General features: G+C 73.2%; 14 protein-coding genes. 1 reads left to right on the plus strand and 13 read right to left on the minus strand.

Annotated elements, in window-relative coordinates:
- Positions 1-122 precede the first annotated feature (122 nt).
- Together KR546_RS12045 and KR546_RS12050 are read right to left on the minus strand one after the other, a co-directional pair.
- Positions 123-719, minus strand: coding sequence for a hypothetical protein (locus KR546_RS12045; RefSeq protein WP_238444957.1), 597 nt, complete (start codon positions 717-719; stop codon positions 123-125).
- Positions 720-792: 73 nt separating this feature from the next.
- Positions 793-5,637 (minus strand): nSTAND1 domain-containing NTPase, encoded by a 4,845-nt coding sequence (locus tag KR546_RS12050; RefSeq protein ID WP_238444958.1) that lies wholly within the window; start codon positions 5,635-5,637, stop codon positions 793-795.
- Between the two features lie 127 nt (positions 5,638-5,764).
- Here KR546_RS12050 and KR546_RS12055 point away from each other — a divergent pair, with 127 nt between their 5' ends.
- Positions 5,765-6,361: a hypothetical protein gene (locus tag KR546_RS12055; protein ID WP_238444989.1), complete on the plus strand. Its 597-nt coding sequence runs from the start codon at positions 5,765-5,767 to the stop codon at positions 6,359-6,361.
- Here KR546_RS12055 and KR546_RS12060 read toward each other — a convergent pair.
- From KR546_RS12060 to ftsW, 11 genes are all read right to left on the minus strand, one after another.
- On the minus strand, positions 6,345-7,088 hold the full coding sequence (locus KR546_RS12060) for a DUF72 domain-containing protein (protein ID WP_238444959.1): 744 nt from the start codon (positions 7,086-7,088) through the stop codon (positions 6,345-6,347). The two genes, KR546_RS12055 and KR546_RS12060, sit on opposite strands and share 17 nt — an antisense overlap.
- A 749-nt stretch (positions 7,089-7,837) precedes the next feature.
- Complete coding sequence (locus KR546_RS12065; RefSeq protein WP_238444960.1) at positions 7,838-8,086, minus strand: YggT family protein; 249 nt, start codon at positions 8,084-8,086, stop codon at positions 7,838-7,840.
- On the minus strand, positions 8,083-8,769 hold the full coding sequence (locus KR546_RS12070) for a cell division protein SepF (protein WP_238444961.1): 687 nt from the start codon (positions 8,767-8,769) through the stop codon (positions 8,083-8,085). The genes KR546_RS12065 and KR546_RS12070 overlap by 4 nt, the downstream gene beginning before the upstream one ends.
- 1 nt (position 8,770) lies before the next feature.
- Positions 8,771-9,541 carry a YggS family pyridoxal phosphate-dependent enzyme gene (locus KR546_RS12075; RefSeq protein WP_238444962.1) on the minus strand — a complete coding sequence of 257 codons (771 nt, stop codon included), beginning with the start codon at positions 9,539-9,541 and terminating at the stop codon, positions 8,771-8,773.
- Entirely contained in the window at positions 9,538-10,269 is a 732-nt protein-coding gene (locus tag KR546_RS12080) for a purine nucleoside phosphorylase YfiH/LACC1 family protein (protein ID WP_238444963.1), read from the minus strand. The genes KR546_RS12075 and KR546_RS12080 overlap by 4 nt, the downstream gene beginning before the upstream one ends.
- On the minus strand, positions 10,266-11,366 hold the full coding sequence (gene ftsZ, locus KR546_RS12085) for a cell division protein FtsZ (RefSeq protein ID WP_274388008.1): 1,101 nt from the start codon (positions 11,364-11,366) through the stop codon (positions 10,266-10,268). Before ftsZ ends, KR546_RS12080 begins: the two co-directional genes overlap by 4 nt.
- A gap of 258 nt (positions 11,367-11,624) precedes the next feature.
- Positions 11,625-12,377: a cell division protein FtsQ/DivIB gene (locus KR546_RS12090; protein WP_238444964.1), complete on the minus strand. Its 753-nt coding sequence runs from the start codon at positions 12,375-12,377 to the stop codon at positions 11,625-11,627.
- Positions 12,374-13,315 (minus strand): UDP-N-acetylmuramate dehydrogenase, encoded by a 942-nt coding sequence (gene murB, locus KR546_RS12095; RefSeq protein ID WP_238444965.1) that lies wholly within the window; start codon positions 13,313-13,315, stop codon positions 12,374-12,376. Before murB ends, KR546_RS12090 begins: the two co-directional genes overlap by 4 nt.
- Positions 13,305-14,708: a UDP-N-acetylmuramate--L-alanine ligase gene (gene murC / locus KR546_RS12100; protein ID WP_238444966.1), complete on the minus strand. Its 1,404-nt coding sequence runs from the start codon at positions 14,706-14,708 to the stop codon at positions 13,305-13,307. Before murC ends, murB begins: the two co-directional genes overlap by 11 nt.
- Positions 14,708-16,045 carry an undecaprenyldiphospho-muramoylpentapeptide beta-N-acetylglucosaminyltransferase gene (gene murG, locus KR546_RS12105; protein WP_238444967.1) on the minus strand — a complete coding sequence of 446 codons (1,338 nt, stop codon included), beginning with the start codon at positions 16,043-16,045 and terminating at the stop codon, positions 14,708-14,710. Before murG ends, murC begins: the two co-directional genes overlap by 1 nt.
- Complete coding sequence (gene ftsW / locus KR546_RS12110; RefSeq protein WP_238444968.1) at positions 16,042-17,244, minus strand: putative lipid II flippase FtsW; 1,203 nt, start codon at positions 17,242-17,244, stop codon at positions 16,042-16,044. The genes murG and ftsW overlap by 4 nt, the downstream gene beginning before the upstream one ends.
- Positions 17,245-17,268: the final 24 nt, after the last annotated feature.

The following is a 17,268-nucleotide window of genomic DNA, read 5'->3' on the forward strand; positions in this document are numbered from 1 at the left end:
ACGGACGGTACCCGTCGGGCCCGTGCACGCCGGACGTCGACACGCCGTCGAGGCCGGGGCGACCACTGCCGCTTCCCGGCCTCGAGCGCGCCGTCGAGGCGACGGACTGCGTGCCCTCCTCCCTACCCGATCCTGTTCAGGGTCATGTGGGCAGTGTCGCCGTGGCGCACGACCCCGTTCGGGTCGACCAGGCTGATGACGTGGAGGCGGTAGTGGTACGCGTGTCCATCCGTCCCGTCCAGCGTGGCCCGGATGGTCATGTCGGCGACGTAGGCGCCGTGCCCGCCCGTGTCGAAGGAGAGGTCGGCGGCGGTCACGTCGGCGCTGCCGGTCGCGAACACCTCCGTGGCGTCGCTGGTGTCCTCGCAGGAGCTCGTGAGCTCCGCGTCGTCGTCCAGTCGCCACAGTTCCAGGTGCAGGTCGTCGCGGGCCCTGCCACGGACCTGGCCGGTGCCGGTCGTGTGCACCCACGTCGGGGAGAACGCCTCGATGAGCGGCGCCGGTCCGTCGAAGCCCGACGCCTCCCATGCACACCAGTCGGCCCGGGTCACGTTCAGGTAGCCGACCATCCCGTTGCGGAGGTCGGGGAAGACGGCGAGCAGCTCCGCGATCGGCTCGCCGCCGGGTCGGGTCGCGACGGCCGGCGCGGGGGGGCCGGCCAGGGACAGGAGCAGTGCACCGGCTGCCAGGGCGGCCGAGATGCGGGTGGTGTTCGACATGGTGAGCCCTTCCGTGGGTTCGTCGTTCGTGACGCCCCCACGGTCGGGGTCGGGTGTTGCGGTCCTGTTGCAGTCAGGATCCGGGCGGGAACTGCGGACAGGTCTGCCGGTAGGGCTCCGCGCCGAGGTGGGTGGTCCATTCCTCTCGGGTCAGGTTGCGCCGTGCCGCGGCACACGCGTGTCCCTCCCAGCGATCCGGATCGAGGTCGAGCGCCCACGCGCGCTCGCCACCGACCACCAGCCGGGTGCCGTCGGGGGACAGCGTGACACCGCCGGCGCGGCCAGCCACCCCGATCGGACCCCCGATCGGGGCCAGCGGGTCGGTCCGCCAGATCCGGGTCTGGCCGGTGAAGTCGTCGATGGTGGCGAACCGTGCGCCGTCCGACGTGAACGCGGGACGCGTCGCCGGACCGGGCAACCCGCGGTGGATGCCCAGGACCGCGAGCCGCTCGTCACGAAGGCTCACCGTGCCGTCCTGGTCGCTGGTGAGCAGCCGCCCGTCCGGCGTGAAGTGGGCCGTCACCCCGACACGGTCGCGCGCCAGGAGGTCCCAGTCGGGCACCGCCCAGGTCGCCGCATCCGTGCCGACGGTGGCGACCAACACGCCCGTGGGCGTGGCGTCGTCGGTGAAGTCGACCTCGGTGACGAAGCCCCCGGTCGAGGTGAGGTCCGTGAGCGTGAGCTCCAGGGCCAGGTCGTCGGCTCGTCGCACCTGGACGGATCCGTCGACGTGCCCGGTGGCGATCCAGCGGCCGTCGCCCGACCAGGTGATCGACCTCGACACCCATGGCGCGAGCTGTCCGGTCGGTTCGGGCCCGGCCAGGACCTGGCCGGTGGCCACGTCGTGGACGGCCACGTTGCCGTCACACGGTGCGTCGAAGACGTGCGACGGCCCCGTGCACCACACCGTCGCCACGGTGGCCCCCTCGCCGTCGAACGCGATGCCACTGAACGAGGTGCGCTCGGGATCGTCGACCGGCAGCGTGCTGAGCAGTTCGAGCGTGTCGGCGTCGTGGAGGCGCACCCCGGCGCCCCAGCCCCACATCGCGAGGACCCTGCCCGTCGGGTCGAGGCGGGGGTTGCCGACGCCGAGCTCGTCCAGCGACGCCAGTCCCGGCAGCTCGGGGCGCAGGCTCCACGTCGCGACCGTCCCGTCGAGCGCGCCGGTGACCAGCTCGTCGGGACCCGTGTAGGTCGCGGTCGCGCCACCGCCCGTGGGGGCGAGCTCGACCGGCGCCCGACCCGGGAAGACCTGCCACCGGTCCACGCTGCTGCTCGCGGCGACGGCCAGCTCGGTGCCGGACGGGTCGACGCCCACTCCCAGGACCGCGTTGTCGGCACCGAGCGGGCCGGCCACCACCTGCAGTTCGTCCGGGTGGAGCAGGAGTGTCCCCGTGTCGAAGGTCGCGGCCACGAGCAGGCCCCCGTCGGCCATGAGGTCGAGGTCCACGATCGGGCTGCCGAGGTCGCTGGCCGTCGTCGTGGCGGCCGGCTCCGCGGAGTCGACGTCCAGGTCCCAGCGGGCGACGGTGCCCTCGGCGCCGCCGGCGTACAGCCGCGCGCCGTCCGGGGTCCACAGGACGGACACCAGGGGCACGCCGCCGGGGTGCGCCAGCGTGCGGACGACCTCCGACGTCGCGGTGTCGAAGATCCGGACACGCCCGTCGCCGGACATCGCGAACCGGGTCCCGTCGGGGTGGAAGGCCACGTCGGGGAGCTCGGTCGCTCCGCTGTCGACGGACCCGACCCGGGCGCCCGTGTCGAGGTCGAGCAGGACCGCCCCCGCCCCGTCCGTGCCGCTGGACACGACCAGGTCGTCCGACACGTCCAGGCCACCCCGATGGAACGAGGGAGGGGTGGCGAGCCCGTCGTGGCGAAGGTTCCCGTCGCCGTCGAGGACGGCGACGGTGCCGTCGGCGTCCTTGGTCACCAGCCGTGTCGCGTCGGGTGCCTGGGCCATGGCCACGAGGGCCGTGGCGGCCGTGTACAGCGGGGCCGGGACCGGGCTGGGACTGCTCAGCGTCGCGAGCAGCGCCTCCCTGGTGGCCGGCGAGTCGTCGAGCCGTCGGGCCTCGACCGCCAACAGGAGGGACCGGGTCCAGTCCTCCCCCCGCGCCTCGCTGGCGGCGGCGACCAGGCCCACGGTGGCAGCACGAGCCCGATCGTCGGCGCGTTGCGCGGCCGCCAGTGCGTCCCTGCGGAGCTGCCAGGCCAGCCCCGCCGCCAGGACGACCACGACGAGGGCGGCAGCCAGCCAGCCCCGTTGGCGGCGGAGCTGGCGTGTCGTACGTTCCCTCGCACGTTCGCCGGCAGCGGCAGCCTCGACCTCGGCGGCCCGGACCTCTCGGCTGCGGGCCAGGAACGACGTCGCAGGCTCGGCCAGCGCGGTCTCGCGGTCGCCGAGCACGTCGTCGGCCCGCGCGAGCTGGCTGCCGCGCCACAGCATGTCGTCGTCCCGCCCGAGTCTCGCCCACTCCTCGGCCGCCGCCCGCGCCCGCGACGCCTGTCGCAACCAGTCGCGCTCGTCGTCCAGGTAGCGCTGCAGCCGGGGCCAGGCCCGCAGCAGCGCCTCGTGGCCGATCTGCACGATCGGCTCCCGGGAGTCGGGGTCACGGTCCGTCGACAGCAGGCGCGCGTCGATCCAGGCCTGCACGGTGGCCTCCTCGGGGCTGGCCGGATCGTCCAGCACGGATCGCAGCGGCACCCGTCGACGTACGGGCTCACCGTGGCGGTCGACGCCGACCAGGTGCCGGAACAGTCCATGCAGCGCTGCAGCGCCGTCCCCGTGCTGGCCTGCCACGACCAGCAGCTCGGCCTGGTGCGCGATGGCGCCGTCGACGCCGCCGATCGCGGCGAGGTCGGCAGCGGTGATGCGTTGCCCGGCGCGTTCTGCGAGGTCGTACAGGGCGTACTGCAGTGCGGGCAGGCTGTCGCCACCCTCGTCGAGCAGGGCGATCAACGCCTCGTCCTCGACCTCCAGTCCGGCTGCACGGGCTGGCTCGAGCACCGCGCGGCGCCGAGCCTCGCGGTCGAGGGGCCCCAGGACCATCGTGGCGCGTTGCAGCAGGTCACCCAGCCCCGCGAGCCGGAGTGGGCGGTCGTAGTGGTCGGCACGAAGCGCCGCGACGACCCCGATCCGGGAGTCTGCTCCGACGGCCTCGGTCAGGGTGGCCAGGTAGGACAGCACCTCGGGGTCGGGCAGGGCGAACAGGTCCTCGAGCTGGTCGACGACCACCAGCAGGCGGTCGCCCGGGCGCAGCAGGGCCTCGGCGGCGCTCGCCAGCGACCCCTCCCCGTCGGCCAGCTGGTCGAGCACCGTGGCCGCGCTGCGCGGGGCGACCCGGCGCAGCGCCCGGGCAAGGTCCTTGAACGGGATGGACGACGGTTGGGTGACGGCCGCCAGCCAACGAGCGGCCGGCTCGGCACGCAGGCGCGCGACCAGGCCGGCCCGGACCAGGCTCGACTTCCCGCTGCCGGACGCACCGACCAGCAGCGTGAAGCGGTGGTCCGGATCGTCGGCCGACACGCGATCCGCCAAGGTGTCGACGAGCCGCTCACGCCCGTGGAACCAGTCCGCGTCCTCGGCCTCGAAGGCCCGCAGGCCCACGTAGGGATTGACTCGGGGACGCGTCGGGGCCACTCGACTGGTCGTGCCCGCGGCCTCCAGGAGTGCGTCCAGGTCGGCCTCGTCGTCGCCGCCGCGCAGGTCGCGCTCGCCGAACGCGAGGTCGGTCAGGAAGGGCAGCCCGTCGTCGTAGAGCACGGACGCGGTGGTGAGCCGGCCGTGGCGCAGTCCGACCTCGCGAACGGCTGCCATGGCACCGCCGACCCGTTCTCGGAGGGCCATGAGCTCCTCGCGCGACAACGGGCCGTGGCGAAGCCGCTCGGCCAGGCTCGTCCCGGTGAGTCGCCGCATGACGAGGTAGGCGATCCCCGGCTCGCGCCAGGCGTCGTGGATCGGGACCAGCCCGGGATGCGGTCGCACCGCTGCCCGTCGGACGTCGTCGACGAAGGTCGCGATGAAGCGGGGGTCGTCGGCCAGCTCGGCCGGATAGATCCGGATCGCGTACTCGACGTCCGACCCGGGCCTGCGGGCGACGTGCACCGGGCCGGACGCCCCGCTGCCGAGTCGATCCCCGACCAGGTAGCCACGGACGGGTCGTCCCCCGCCGAGGCCCGGGTCGTGGCGCAGCATCGCCAGCTCGAGGCCGTCCAGGTCGGTGGAGGCGACGAGTCCGAGCTCGTCGGCCAGGCGGCGGCGGAACGCGCGCAACTCCCCCAGGGCGTCGGTGGCCCGACCCGCGCGGTACAGGGTGCGGGCACGCCGCAGTCGCTGCGACTCGTCGTACGGATCGCCGTCGACGAGCTCACGCGTCACCGGGAGCGCATCGGCCGCGCGATCGTCGGCGACGAGCGCGTCGACCAACAGCTCTCGGGCCCGTGTCCGTCGCTGCTCGAGCCGTTGCACCTCGGCCGCTGCCCAGGACCGGTCGGCGACGTCGTCGAACGCCCGACCGCGCCACAGCCCGAGCGCCTCGCCCAACCGTTCGACGGCTGCCGGATGCTCGTGGTGGTCGAGGTGTCGCTCCGCGTGGGCGATCGTCGCTTCGAACCGGGTCGCGTCCAGGGCGTCGCGCTCGGGGAGTCGAACGGCGTAGCCGGATGCCCGCGAGACGATCTCGACGTCCGGCGGCAGGACTCGCCGCAGCCTCGTGACGTAGGTGCGCAGCGTCGCCCTGGCACGTCGAGGCGGGTCACGTCCGAACACCGCGGTCACGAGCTCGGCCACGGGCGCCGCACCCGGGTGATGGAGCAGCAGGGTCGCCAGCAGCACCCGCTGCCGGGGGCCGCCCACGTGGACCTCGTCGTCCCCGTCGCGGACCCGGATCGGACCCAGCACGTCGACCCGGGTCGTCATGGTCATCCCTCGTGCGAACCGGTGGCCCCGACCCTCCCGGGGCCGGGCCAGCGACTCGGGAGGGACCCGGAGTCGACCCTAGTACGTAGGATGCCGACCACGTCGATCGCGAGCCGAGGAGGGTGGCGTGGCCCGGAGGCGGACGTCCTCGGCGGCCTGGACGGCCGCCAGCGTGCTCCTGGTCGTGCTCGGGCTGGTGGCGGCGCGGCGACGGGCCCGGGAACTGGCCGACGAGCGGGCCGGGCGCCTGGCCCCACTGGGCCCGGACGGGGGCACCGAGGTGCCGCCGGCCGTCCGGGGAGTCGCGGCCCGGGTGTGCACCTGGGCGCCACCACCCCTGGAGCGTGGCCGGCGCCGCATGGGGCTGGCGTGGGCATCACCGGTGACGCTGGTGGGACTGGCGATGGCGGTGCTCGGCGGTGGCCGGCCGACCTGGGACGACCGCATCGGCGCGTTCGTCGCCACGGGCGTGTCGGGGCCGTCGGGCTGGGCCCTGCGCCAGGCCGGCCTCGGCGCCAACACGATGGGCCACGCGATCGTGGTGCGCGGTGACCGCGCCTCGGACCGGCTGCTGGCCCACGAGGCCGTGCACGTCCGCCAGTTCGAACGTCTCGGGGTGCTCATGTACCCGCTGTACCTGTGGTACGCGGCTCGCTACGGCTATCGCGAGAACCCGCTCGAGATCGCCGCCCGCCGCGCGGGCCCACTCACCAGTCGATCGTGACACCGGGCAGCAACTCGGACATCGTCCGCGCGTCGTCCACGGCCGCGGCGTCGACGTCGTTGTTGAAGAACACCCAGACGTCACGCTCCTGCTCCGCCGCGTCGCGGATCCGGTCGGCCCACGGGACCAGTTCGTCGCGGCTGTAGCGGTGGTGGTAGCGCTGGCCCTGGGAACCGTGGAAGCGGACGTAGACCGGACCCGACAGGACCGGGCAGACCGCCGGCAACTCCGGATCCGACAACCACACGGGGGCAACCCCGTGCTCGTCGAGGACTCCGTGCACCTCGTCGTGGAACCACGAGGCGTGCCGGAACTCGACGGCGTGCTGGTGACCGGCGGGCAGGACCGTCACGAAGTCGCGCAGCCGGCCGACGTCCCGATGCAGGTTCGGGGGCAGCTGCCACAGCCAGATGCCCAAGAAGGTCCGCAGCCCGGCAGCGGCGTCCACCACCCGGTCGACGGCCTCGGCGGTGCCGTCCCCCAACTTCAGGTTGTGGGTGATGTAGCGGCTGCCCTTGACCGCGTACCGGAACCGGTCCGGCGCGGTGTCGTGCCAGCGCTGGACCGAGCGCTGAGTCGGCAGGCGATAGAAGGTCGCGTTGACCTCCACGGTGGGGAACTGGCGGACGTAGTGGCCCAGCCACCGCCCGGTCCCCATGCCCTCCGGGTAGAACGCCGGGCGCCAGTCGTCGTACTGCCACCCGCTGGTGCCGACCCGCACGGTCATCGCGTCCTCCCACGCCGACACGCCCACGGTACGAACCCGGCCCGATCCGGCCGTGTCCGGTCGGCGGGTGGTGCGCGCGGGTCCGAACGGGCGAGGCAGCCGTGACCTTCGGCCCTTCCCGGACCTCGCGGGCCGGGGTCGACTGGATCGACTCGATCCGGAGGGACCCCATGGCGACCACGTCGCGCTGCGCTGTCGGCCTGTACTGGCTGCCCCTGGGTGCGGGCGACGGCGCGCGGTGCGTCCGCCTGTCCGGGCAGGTGTTCGAGGCCGTGGTGGCCGCGCGCCACCGACGGGATCGCCACCCGTTGTTCCACTCCGCGCTGCAGGTCCGCACGGGCGCCGACCGCGTCGTGGTCGAGATGGGCCCGGTCTGGTCGCTGGACGTGCCCGATCGCGGGGTCGTGTGCGAGGGCCCGGTCGGGGCGACCTGGCTCGGGCGGTCGCGGCTGTTCCGCTACGAGGTTCGCTGCTGGCACGACGGCGTGCTGCCCGACGAGGCGTTCGCCGTCGGCGGTCCCGTGGACGTGCCCACGACCGAGGCGCGCACGAACCGGCTGCTGGAACTGGTGGCGCAGGTGCCGGCGGCCACCTGGGGCCGCGACGAGCAGGCGACCGGCGAGATGTGGAACTCCAACTCGGTCGTGTCGTGGGTGCTGGCCCGGTCCGGCCACGAGGTCAGCGGGCTGCACCCACCTGCCGGCGGACGGGCACCGGGATGGTCGGCCGGCCTGGTTGCCGCGGCCCGGTCAGCAGACCACTTCCTGGAGGATGATGAGCACGATGAACAGGACGATGATGGTGAGGTCGAGCCGCGCGCCACCCAGGGGGACCGACGGGATGATCCCGCGGAGCGGACGCACGATCGGGTCGACCAGCCCGTTGACGACCCGCACGATGGGCAGCAGGCCCGACGGGGGCTCGGGCACGAAGCTCAGGATCACGTAGGCCAGGACCACCAACTGGTAGGCCGTCACCAGCAGGCACAGGATGATCACGGGCGATAACCCAGCGTCTGCAGCCGGGTCCACTCGCGCTCGGGGATCTCGGTGCCGCGGGGCACGATCAGGAACGACTTGGCGCCGACCTTCATCATCTCGCCCTGCAACGCGAAGGTGGTCCCGGCAACGAAGTCCAGGACGCGCTTGCGCGCCTCCGACGGGGCGTCGGTCAGGTCGAACACGACCGGCGAGCCCTGTCGGTACCGCGAGCCCACCTCGCGAGCGCTGTCCTCGTAGTCGGTGACCGCCACGATGGCGACGCGACGGCCGAGACCGGCGGGCATCTGGTGCCCGGTGTCGTCGTCGGGGCGCAGTGCACGCACGTTGGAGCCGTCCTCACGACGGGCCGGACGGTCCTCGGCGGGGGCCCGGCGCCGGGGACGATCGGACGACGCCGCGGAACGGCGCTCCTCGTCCAGCGCGACCTGCGAGACCGGCTCGGTCAGGTCACCACCGGACCCGCTGTTGCGGTACCCACCGCCGGCGCTGCGCCCCACGACCTCCGACAGCCCGAAGTCGTCCTCGTCGTCCGGGCGCACGACGGCGATCGGCCCGGTGGTGTCGTGCATCGCCGGGCGGGCCGCCCGAGCCTGCTCCTCGAAGCGCTCGGGCATCTCGTCGTACTCGTCGGGTTCCTCGACCAGACCGAGATAGACCAGGGTCTTTCGCCACATGCTCATTTCACAGACCTCCGGATCGGGGGCCGGTCCACGGCCCGTTGCCCCGCGGCCCGAACAGGGCCGTTCCCACACGCACGATCGTGGCACCCTCGGCCACTGCGGCCTCGAGATCCGCGGTCATGCCCATGCTCAGTTCCCGCACGTCGGGCCAGTCCGACACCACGCGGTCACGCGCGGCGCGCAACGCCGCGAAGTGCGGCGCGGTGGCCGCCACGGGGTCGGCGCCCTCGGGGGGCATCGGCGGGACGGTCATCAGGCCCTCGACGTGGAGGTTGGGGCGCTGGCAAGCGTAGGCCACGAGTTCGTCGACCTCGTGGAGGCCACACCCTCCCTTGGCCGGGTCGTCGCCGACGTTGACCTGCACGAGCACCCGCTGGGGGGTCCCGGCTCGACCGGCACGCGAATCGAGCTCGTCGACGAGCGATGGTCGGTCCACCGAGTGCACCAGCACGTCACGGCCGACCAGGTCGCGGGCCTTGCGGGACTGGAGTCGTCCGATGAAGTGCCAACGCACGGCACGCAGCGCATCGAACGGCGCGACCTCGGCCTGGTCGGCGATCGCGAGCTTGGCCGTGAGCTCGGCGACCCGGTTCTCGCCGAGGTCGGCCACGCCGGCCCGGACGAGGGCGGCGAGCCGGGACGGCGGATGGGTCTTGCCGACGGCCACCAGCGTGATCGTGGCCGGATCACGTCCGGCGGACCGGGCCGCATCGTCGATCCGGGCCCGCACGGTGGCCAGCGCCGTGGTGGGGTCGAAGGACGTCTCGGTCACGCGGTCCGGACCACCATGCCGGCCTGGCGGCCGGCCGCGGGGTCGCGACGGTGGCTGAACCACCCCACGTCGTGGTGGGTGCACACGCCCTCGTCGGTGACCTCGATGCCGAGCTCGTCCAACCTGGCACGGACGGCCGCGGGCAGGTCCAGCGACGGTGTGCCCCAGGTCGTGGAGGCCGCGGCCGCCGGGTGGGCCGACGCGACCTCGTCACGCAGCCAGTCCTCCACCTCGTAGCAGCATCCCCGGATCGAGGGCCCGATGGCGGCACGGACGGTGCCCCCGTCGAGGTCGTCGACCACCTCGGCGACCGCGCCCACGACGTCGGCGACGACCCCGAGCCGACCCGCGTGGGCCACGCCGACGGCCCGCTCCCCGGCGACCAGGACCGGCACGCAGTCGGCCACGAGCACGGCCAGTGCGCGGCCCGGGACGATGGTGACGGCACCGTCCGCCGGGCCGACCTCGGCACCCGCCGGCGTGGTGTCGTCGACGACCACGACGTCGCTGCCGTGCACCTGCCGGAGCCGGACGACCTGGTCGTCGTCCACGCCGATGGCCGCCGCTGCCGCGCCGCGGTCCGCCGCGAGGCGGCCCGGACGGTGCGGTCGACGGTGGCTGAGGTTGCCGGCGGCGCCGACCGCCTCGTCGGGACCGTCGAGGTCCCGACCGGTGAACACGGCCCGGACGCCGGGACCGAGGTCCACCGGGTCCAGCGCCAGGGTCATCGCAGGAACGACGGGATGTCGAGGTCGTCCTCGTCGTCCTCGGTCGGACGGCGGAAGACCTCGTCGAGGTCGTCGTCGAACTCGTCGAAGTCGAGGTCCTCGTCGGAGCTGTCGGTGACGATCGCGCCACCCTGCTCGGGGACTCCCCCGGCCAGCTCGAAGCCGGCCGCGATGACGGTGACCTTGACCTCGTCGCCGAGCGAGTCGTCGATGACGGCGCCGAAGATGATGTTGGCGTCCTCGTGCGCGGCCTTGGTGATGACGTCGGCAGCCTCCGAGACCTCGAACAGGCCGAGGTCGCTGCCACCGGCGAGCATGAGCAGCACGCCCTGCGCCCCGTCGATCGACGCCTCGAGCAGCGGTGACGAGATCGCCGCCTGGGCGGCCTCCAGCGCACGCGACTCGCCACGGGCCGTGCCGATGCCCATCAGCGCGCCACCGGCGTCCTGCATGACGGCGCGGACGTCGGCGAAGTCCAGGTTGATGAGCCCCGGGGTCATGATCAGGTCGGTGATGCCCTGGACACCCTGCAACAGCACCTCGTCGGCGAGGCGGAAGGCCTGCACGACCGAGGTGTCACCGTCGGCGATCTGGAGGAGGCGGTCGTTGGGGATGACGATGAGCGTGTCGACGGCCTTCTTGAGGTCGTCGATGCCGTCCTCGGCCTGCACCGATCGCTTGCGACCCTCGAACATGAACGGCCGCGTCACGACGCCGATGGTGAGCGCGCCGAGCTCCTTGGCGATCCCGGCGACGACGGGTGCGCCACCGGTGCCGGTCCCGCCGCCCTCGCCGCAGGTCACGAAGACCATGTCGGCGCCCTTGAGCACCTCCTCGATCTCCTCGCGGTGGTCCTCGGCGGCCTGCGTGCCGATGTCGGGGTTGGCCCCGGCGCCCAGCCCGCGCGTCAGGTCACGCCCGACGTCCAGCTTGACGTCGGCATCCGACATGAGCAGGGCCTGGGCATCGGTGTTCACCGCGATGAACTCGACCCCTCGCAGGCCCGCGTCGATCATCCGGTTGACGGCGTTGACGCCACCGCCCCCGATCCCGACCACCTTGATGACGGCCAGGTAGTTGGTGGGTGTGGAAGACATGGATTCGTGTCCTTTGCTGCGGCCGGGCAGTGGCCCGGCGCGGTGGCGGCCCTGGGGGACCGGTCGGATCGTCGTTGTGGGTCGGGTCAGGTCTGGTGGTGCCGGAGCCGGTGTCGCACGTGGCTTCCGGTTATGTCTAAACCTCTAGTTTAGGTCTAGTTCTCCAAAATTTGGAACATTCGACCACAACCTAGAGTAGAGGTGAAGGTCCGTCAAGTCGAACCACTGGCACGTCGACCGGGGTCGGTGGGCCCCGGCCTACGGATCGACGACGGGAGCATCGGGTGCGCGGACGTCGATCCCCGACACGGTGGCACCGTCCAGGTCCTCGAGGACGGCGGCCAGGGCCCGCGACTTGGCGTCGACGTCGGTGGCACGACCGAACTGCACCCGGGTGCCGTCGTCGAGCACCAACACCGCACGATCTGCCGCCTGGGCGTCGATCGACGCGACCAGGGAGGCGGTCGGCCCCGGGAGCGCGGCCGCGATGTCGATGGCGTTGCCCAGCGCGGGGTTGCGCAGCGCCCGCTCGCCCGGCGCGGGCAGCTCGCCCTCCTCGACGTCGATGACCACCAGGCCGTCGGCGTCCTTGGTGGCCATGACCATGCCCTCGTCGTCCACCAGGACGGCGGTGTCGTCGGTGCGGGCCACGATCGTCGCCACCCGCTCGGTGATCGCGATCTCGACGGTGACCGGGTCGACCCGGTCGATGTCCACCGATCGCACCCGCGGCAGCGCCGCCACGCGGTCCTCGGCGTCACCCAGCGGCAGGCGCAGCAGCGACGTCCCCAGCGGCAGGTCGGCGGCGGCGCGGACCTCGGCGTCGTCCAGCACCTGCGTGCCGACCACGCGAACCTCGGCCAGTTCGACCAGCGGTGACCGTTCCACGAGCAGCAAGGCGACCAGCAGTCCCACCAGGACCGCCACGACGACGGTGCGCTGCAGGCGTCGGCGACGCTGCTCCTCGCGGACGTCACGGCGTCGTTCGGCGATCCGCTCGTCGACCATCATCGCCACCACGCACCTGACGACGCCAACGAGCCGGCCACGCGCACCTCGGGCACCAGGTCCACCCCGGTCTCGTCCAGCACCAGGGCATGGACGCGACGCACCAGTGCCACCACGTCGGCGGCGCGGGCATCCGGCCGGGTCACGATGAAGTTGGCGTGTCGCTCCGACACGCGCGCGCCACCCACGGCCAGGCCCTTGGCTCCGGCGGCCTCCACGAGGCGCCCGGCGGAGTCGTCGGGAGGGTTGGTGAAGACCGAACCGCAGTTGGGCTCGTTGAGCGGCTGGTGGGTGCGTCGCCAGGACCGGATGTCGGCCATCTCCGCGCGGACCACCTCCTGGTCGCCCGGCTCGAGTGCGAGGGTCGCGGCGACCACCACGGCATCCGCCGGCAGGTCGCTGTGGCGATAGGACAGCCCCAGGACCTGCGCGGGCCAGACTTCGCGGGCCCGACGACCCAGACGGTAAACCTCAACCTCTACAAGAGAGTCAGACATGTCGCGACCGTGTGCACCGGCGTTCATCCGCACCGCGCCACCGAGCGTTCCCGGCACGGCGGTCCCCCACGCGAAGCCGGCGAGGCCAGCCCGTGCGATGGTCCCGGCCAGGGCGGGCAGGGGCTCGGCCGCACCGGCGACCACCGTGCCGCCGTCGATGGACACGCCGCGAAACCCCCGCCCCAGCTGCAGGGCGATCCCGGGCCAGCCGTCGTCGCCGACCAGCAGGTTGGAGCCCCGACCGACCACCATCACGGGGACCTCGTGGGCCTGCGCGACGTCGGCGACCACGCCCAGGTCGCCGTCGTCCTCGGCCACCACCATCGCCCTGGCCGGTCCCCCGACCCGCAGGGTCGTCACCGTGGCCAGCTCGACACCGGGACGCGCCCGGTCACCGAGGCGATCGGCCAGCGTGACCGCGACCGGGTCCGGCTCAGCGTCCACCGTCGTCCCCGGCCAGTGCGTGGACCAGCGCCGCTCCGACCTGGCTGATGTCGCCCGCTCCCGTCACGAGCACGAGGTCGCCGCGCTCCGCCTCCGCGGCGAGCGCCGCCACCAGGGCGGTGAAGTGGGGCTGGAAGGTGACCCGGGCACCGGCCGCCTCGGCCGCCTCGGCCACGAGTCGACCGGACACGCCCGGCTCGGGGCTCTCGCCCGAGCCGTAGACGTCGGTCACCCACACCCGGTCGGCCGCCGCCGCGGCTCGGCCCAGCTCGGGGCCGAACTCGCGGGTGCGGCTGTAGCGATGGGGCTGCACCACGACCAGCACGCGTCCGTCGGTGTGGGCGCGCGCGGCCGCCAGGGTGGCGCGCAGCTCGGTCGGGTGGTGGGCGTAGTCGTCCACCACGGTGACCCCGGCCTCGCGACCGACCACCTGGAAGCGGCGGGCGGCCCCCTGGAAGACGCCGAGGCCGGCGGCGACGGCGCGAGGATCGTGGCCCAGGTGGTGGGCGACCGCGATGGCCGCGGTCGCGTTCACGAGGTTGTGCTGGCCGGGCACGCCCAGTGCCAGCGTCGCCAGCTCGTGGTCGTCGTGGAGGACCGTTCCCGACCGTGGTCCCTCGGGGACCAACTGGTAGTCCGCGGAGGGGGCGATGCCATAGGTGGCCACCGGTCCGTCGACCCGGCCCGCCAGGGCCACTCCCCCGGGGTCGTCGACGCCGACCACCGCGAGACCGTCCGGCTCGCGCCGACCCAGGAAGGTCGCGAACACGTCGAGCACCTCGTCCTCGGAGGCGTAGGTGTCGGGGTGGTCGAGCTCGGCGTTGGTGACGATGGCGACGTGGGGTCGGAAGACCAGCAGCGACCGGTCCGACTCGTCGGCCTCGGCGACGAAGACCGGGTCGGTGCCCGCATGGGCGTTGGTGCCCGCCTCGTTGAGCTGGGCGCCGATCGAGAAGCTCGGGTCGACGCCGACGGCGTGCAGGCCGACGACCAGCATGGACGTCGTGGTGGTCTTGCCGTGGGTCCCGGCGACCAGCACGCGCCGGTCCCGAGCCATCAGCGCGTGCAGCAGGTCGGCCCGGTGGACGACCGGCACGGCGGCCGTCGTGGCCGCCACGACCTCCGGGTTGTCCTCGTGCACGGCCGACGAGACCACGACGACGTCCTGGTCCGTGACGTTCGCCGCGTCGTGGCCGATCGTGACCGTGGCACCCATCGCGCGAAGTTCGTGCGTGCGCCGCGAGTCCTTGAGGTCCGATCCGGTGACGACGTGCCCACGCTGGACGAGGATGCGGGCGAGGCCGGACATGCCGGCGCCACCGATGCCGACCAGGTGGACGGTCGTCGGGTCCTGCAGGTCCAGCTCGTGGGCCCCCGTGCGTGCCGTGGCCATCACCGGTCCTCGTCGTCGGGGTCGACCGGCGCGGCCGGGTCCACCCACGTGCGGTCGGTTTCCTCCCACGAGGCCACGACCGCGCCGATCTGCTCGGTGCGGGCGCGCGCGGACTCCGCGAACGCCTCGTCCAGCGCCGCCTCGTCGGTCTCGGGCAGCGCCAGGGCGTCGCCGGGTGCATCGGGCGGAGCAGAACCGGGGGTCAGGTCGACGCCCTCCACCATGCCACGCACCGCGTCGGCCACCAGTCGTGCTGCCTCCCGGCGACCGAAGGCCCGTGCCCGCAGCGACGCCTCCGCCCGGGCGGCGGGGTCGCGGATCCAGGGCGCCAGGGCATCGACGATGGTGCGTCCCGACAGGCGCCCGTCCTCCACGGTGACGGCGGCGCCGGTCGCGGCAAGGGCACGTGCGTTCGCGGTCTGGTGGTCCCGGGTGGCGGCCGGGTAGGGCACCAGGACGGCCGGGAGGCCGAGCACCGTCAGCTCGGAGATGGAGGTGGCGCCCGCGCGACAGACGACGACGTCGGCGGCGGCGTAGGCCAGCGACATGTCGTCGATGAAGTCGAGGATGCGCACGGTCGGACCGTGGTCCGGGTCGTCGCCGACCTCGGCCCGCCACATGTCGATCGCCTCCTCGTGCAGCTTGGTCCCGGCGGCGTGGATGATCTGCAGGTCCAGGTCACCCCACTCGCGCGCCGACTTGGCGATCGCCCGGTTGATGCTGCGGGCGCCCTGGGAGCCACCGAAGACCAGCACGGTCGGCCGCTCCACGTCCAGCTCGAAGCGTCGACGGGCCGCCGCACGCACGGCGTCGCGGTCCAGGGCCAGGATCTCGTCGCGGACCGGGTTGCCGGTCACCAGGGTCCGCGACCGCTTGCCGAACCGGGCGGTGGACGACGGGAACGTCACGGCGATCCGGTCGGCCCAGCGCGCGGCGAACTGGTTGGCCAGGCCCGGGACGGCGTTCTGCTCGTGGAGCAGCAGCGGGATGTCGGCACGGCCGGCCGCCCACGAGACCGGGAAGGACACGTAGCCCCCGAAGGTGGCGGCGGCGACGACGTCGCGACGCGCGAGGAGCTCGCTCACCTGTCCCCGCGAGCGACGCAGGCTCCCGGGCAGGCGCAGCAGTCCGACGGAGGGACGGCGGGGCAGGGGCAGTGCGTCGACCAGGTGGAACTCGAACCCCGCCTCGGGCACCAGTCGTTCCTCGAGGCGTCCACGGGTCCCGACGAAGACGGGGTCCCAGTCACCGGTCGTGACCAGCTCGCGGGCCACGGCCAGCGCCGGGAACACGTGTCCGGCCGTTCCACCGCCTGCGAACAGGACGGTTCGGGTCATTGCACTGCCTCGGGGTGGTCGACGTCACGGGCGATGGCCACCAGGATCCCCAGCGCGACGAGCGTGGACACCAGCGACGATCCACCGGCAGACACCAGCGGCAGGGTCATGCCGGTGATGGGCAGCACGCCGATGACGGTCGCGACGTTGATCATCGCCTGTCCGACGAGCCAGCCGGTGATGGTGAAGGCGACGGTACGAGAAAAGCCGGTGGCCTGCCGAGCGATCCGCAGCCCAACGACCAGGACCGCGGTGAACAGTCCCAGCACCACCAGGGCACCCACCAGGCCGAGCTCCTCGCCGATGATCGCGAAGACGAAGTCGGTCTCGGGGTTGGGCACGAAGTTCCACTTGCCCCGCGACGATCCGACGCCCACACCCGTCCATCCACCGTTGCCCAGCGCGTAGAGCGACTGCAGCAGCTGGAACCCGGACTCGGTCGGGGCGGCCTCGGGGTTGAGCCACCCCTCGATGCGGGCCATCCGGTAGTCGGCGACGAGGGTCCCCACGATGCCCAGGGCCGCCATGGCGGCCCCGCCCAGGGCCATCAACCGCAACGGCAGGCCCTCGGCGAACAGCAGGATGGCGACGATCAGGCCGATCAACAGGGTCGTGCCCTGGTCGGGCTGGGCCATGACGAGCGTGGCCACGACGACCAGCAGCGGCACGGCGGGGACGAGCAGGTGGCGCAGGGGCAGCCGGCCGTCGGGTCGAGCGGTGCGCTTGCGTGCGGTGACGTCGGCCAGCCACAGCACGATCGCCAGCTTGACGAGCTCGGAGGGCTGGGCGACGAACCATCCGAAGCCCAGCCACCGGGTCGAGCCACCACGCGTGATCCCCACGCCGGGGACGATGACCAGCAGCAGGCCCGCCAGGGACACGGCCAGCAGCACCCACGACACCGGGCGCCAGGTGCGGGGCTTGAGCCGGGCGACCACCACGAACGCGGGGATCCCGATGGCCGCCCAGACCAGCTGGCGACGCAGGATCCCGAACGGGTCACCGGACTCGGCCGCGTCGACCACGGATGCCGAGAAGCTCATGACGAGGCCGATGAGCAACAGCAGTCCGGTGACCACGACCAGCAGGGTCGCGTCGTTGGTCCAGCCGGACACCGACTGGGCCCGGAGGCGATCCATGACCCGCTCCCCCAGCGTGCGCCGTGGCGCCAGCAGGTCCTGGTGGGTGGTGGAGCTCACGTTCGTGCCTGTCGTCGAGTGGGC

The organism is Salsipaludibacter albus, assembly GCF_019798055.1.
In the GTDB taxonomy this organism is placed as follows: Bacteria; Actinomycetota; Nitriliruptoria; order Nitriliruptorales; family Nitriliruptoraceae; genus Salsipaludibacter; species Salsipaludibacter albus.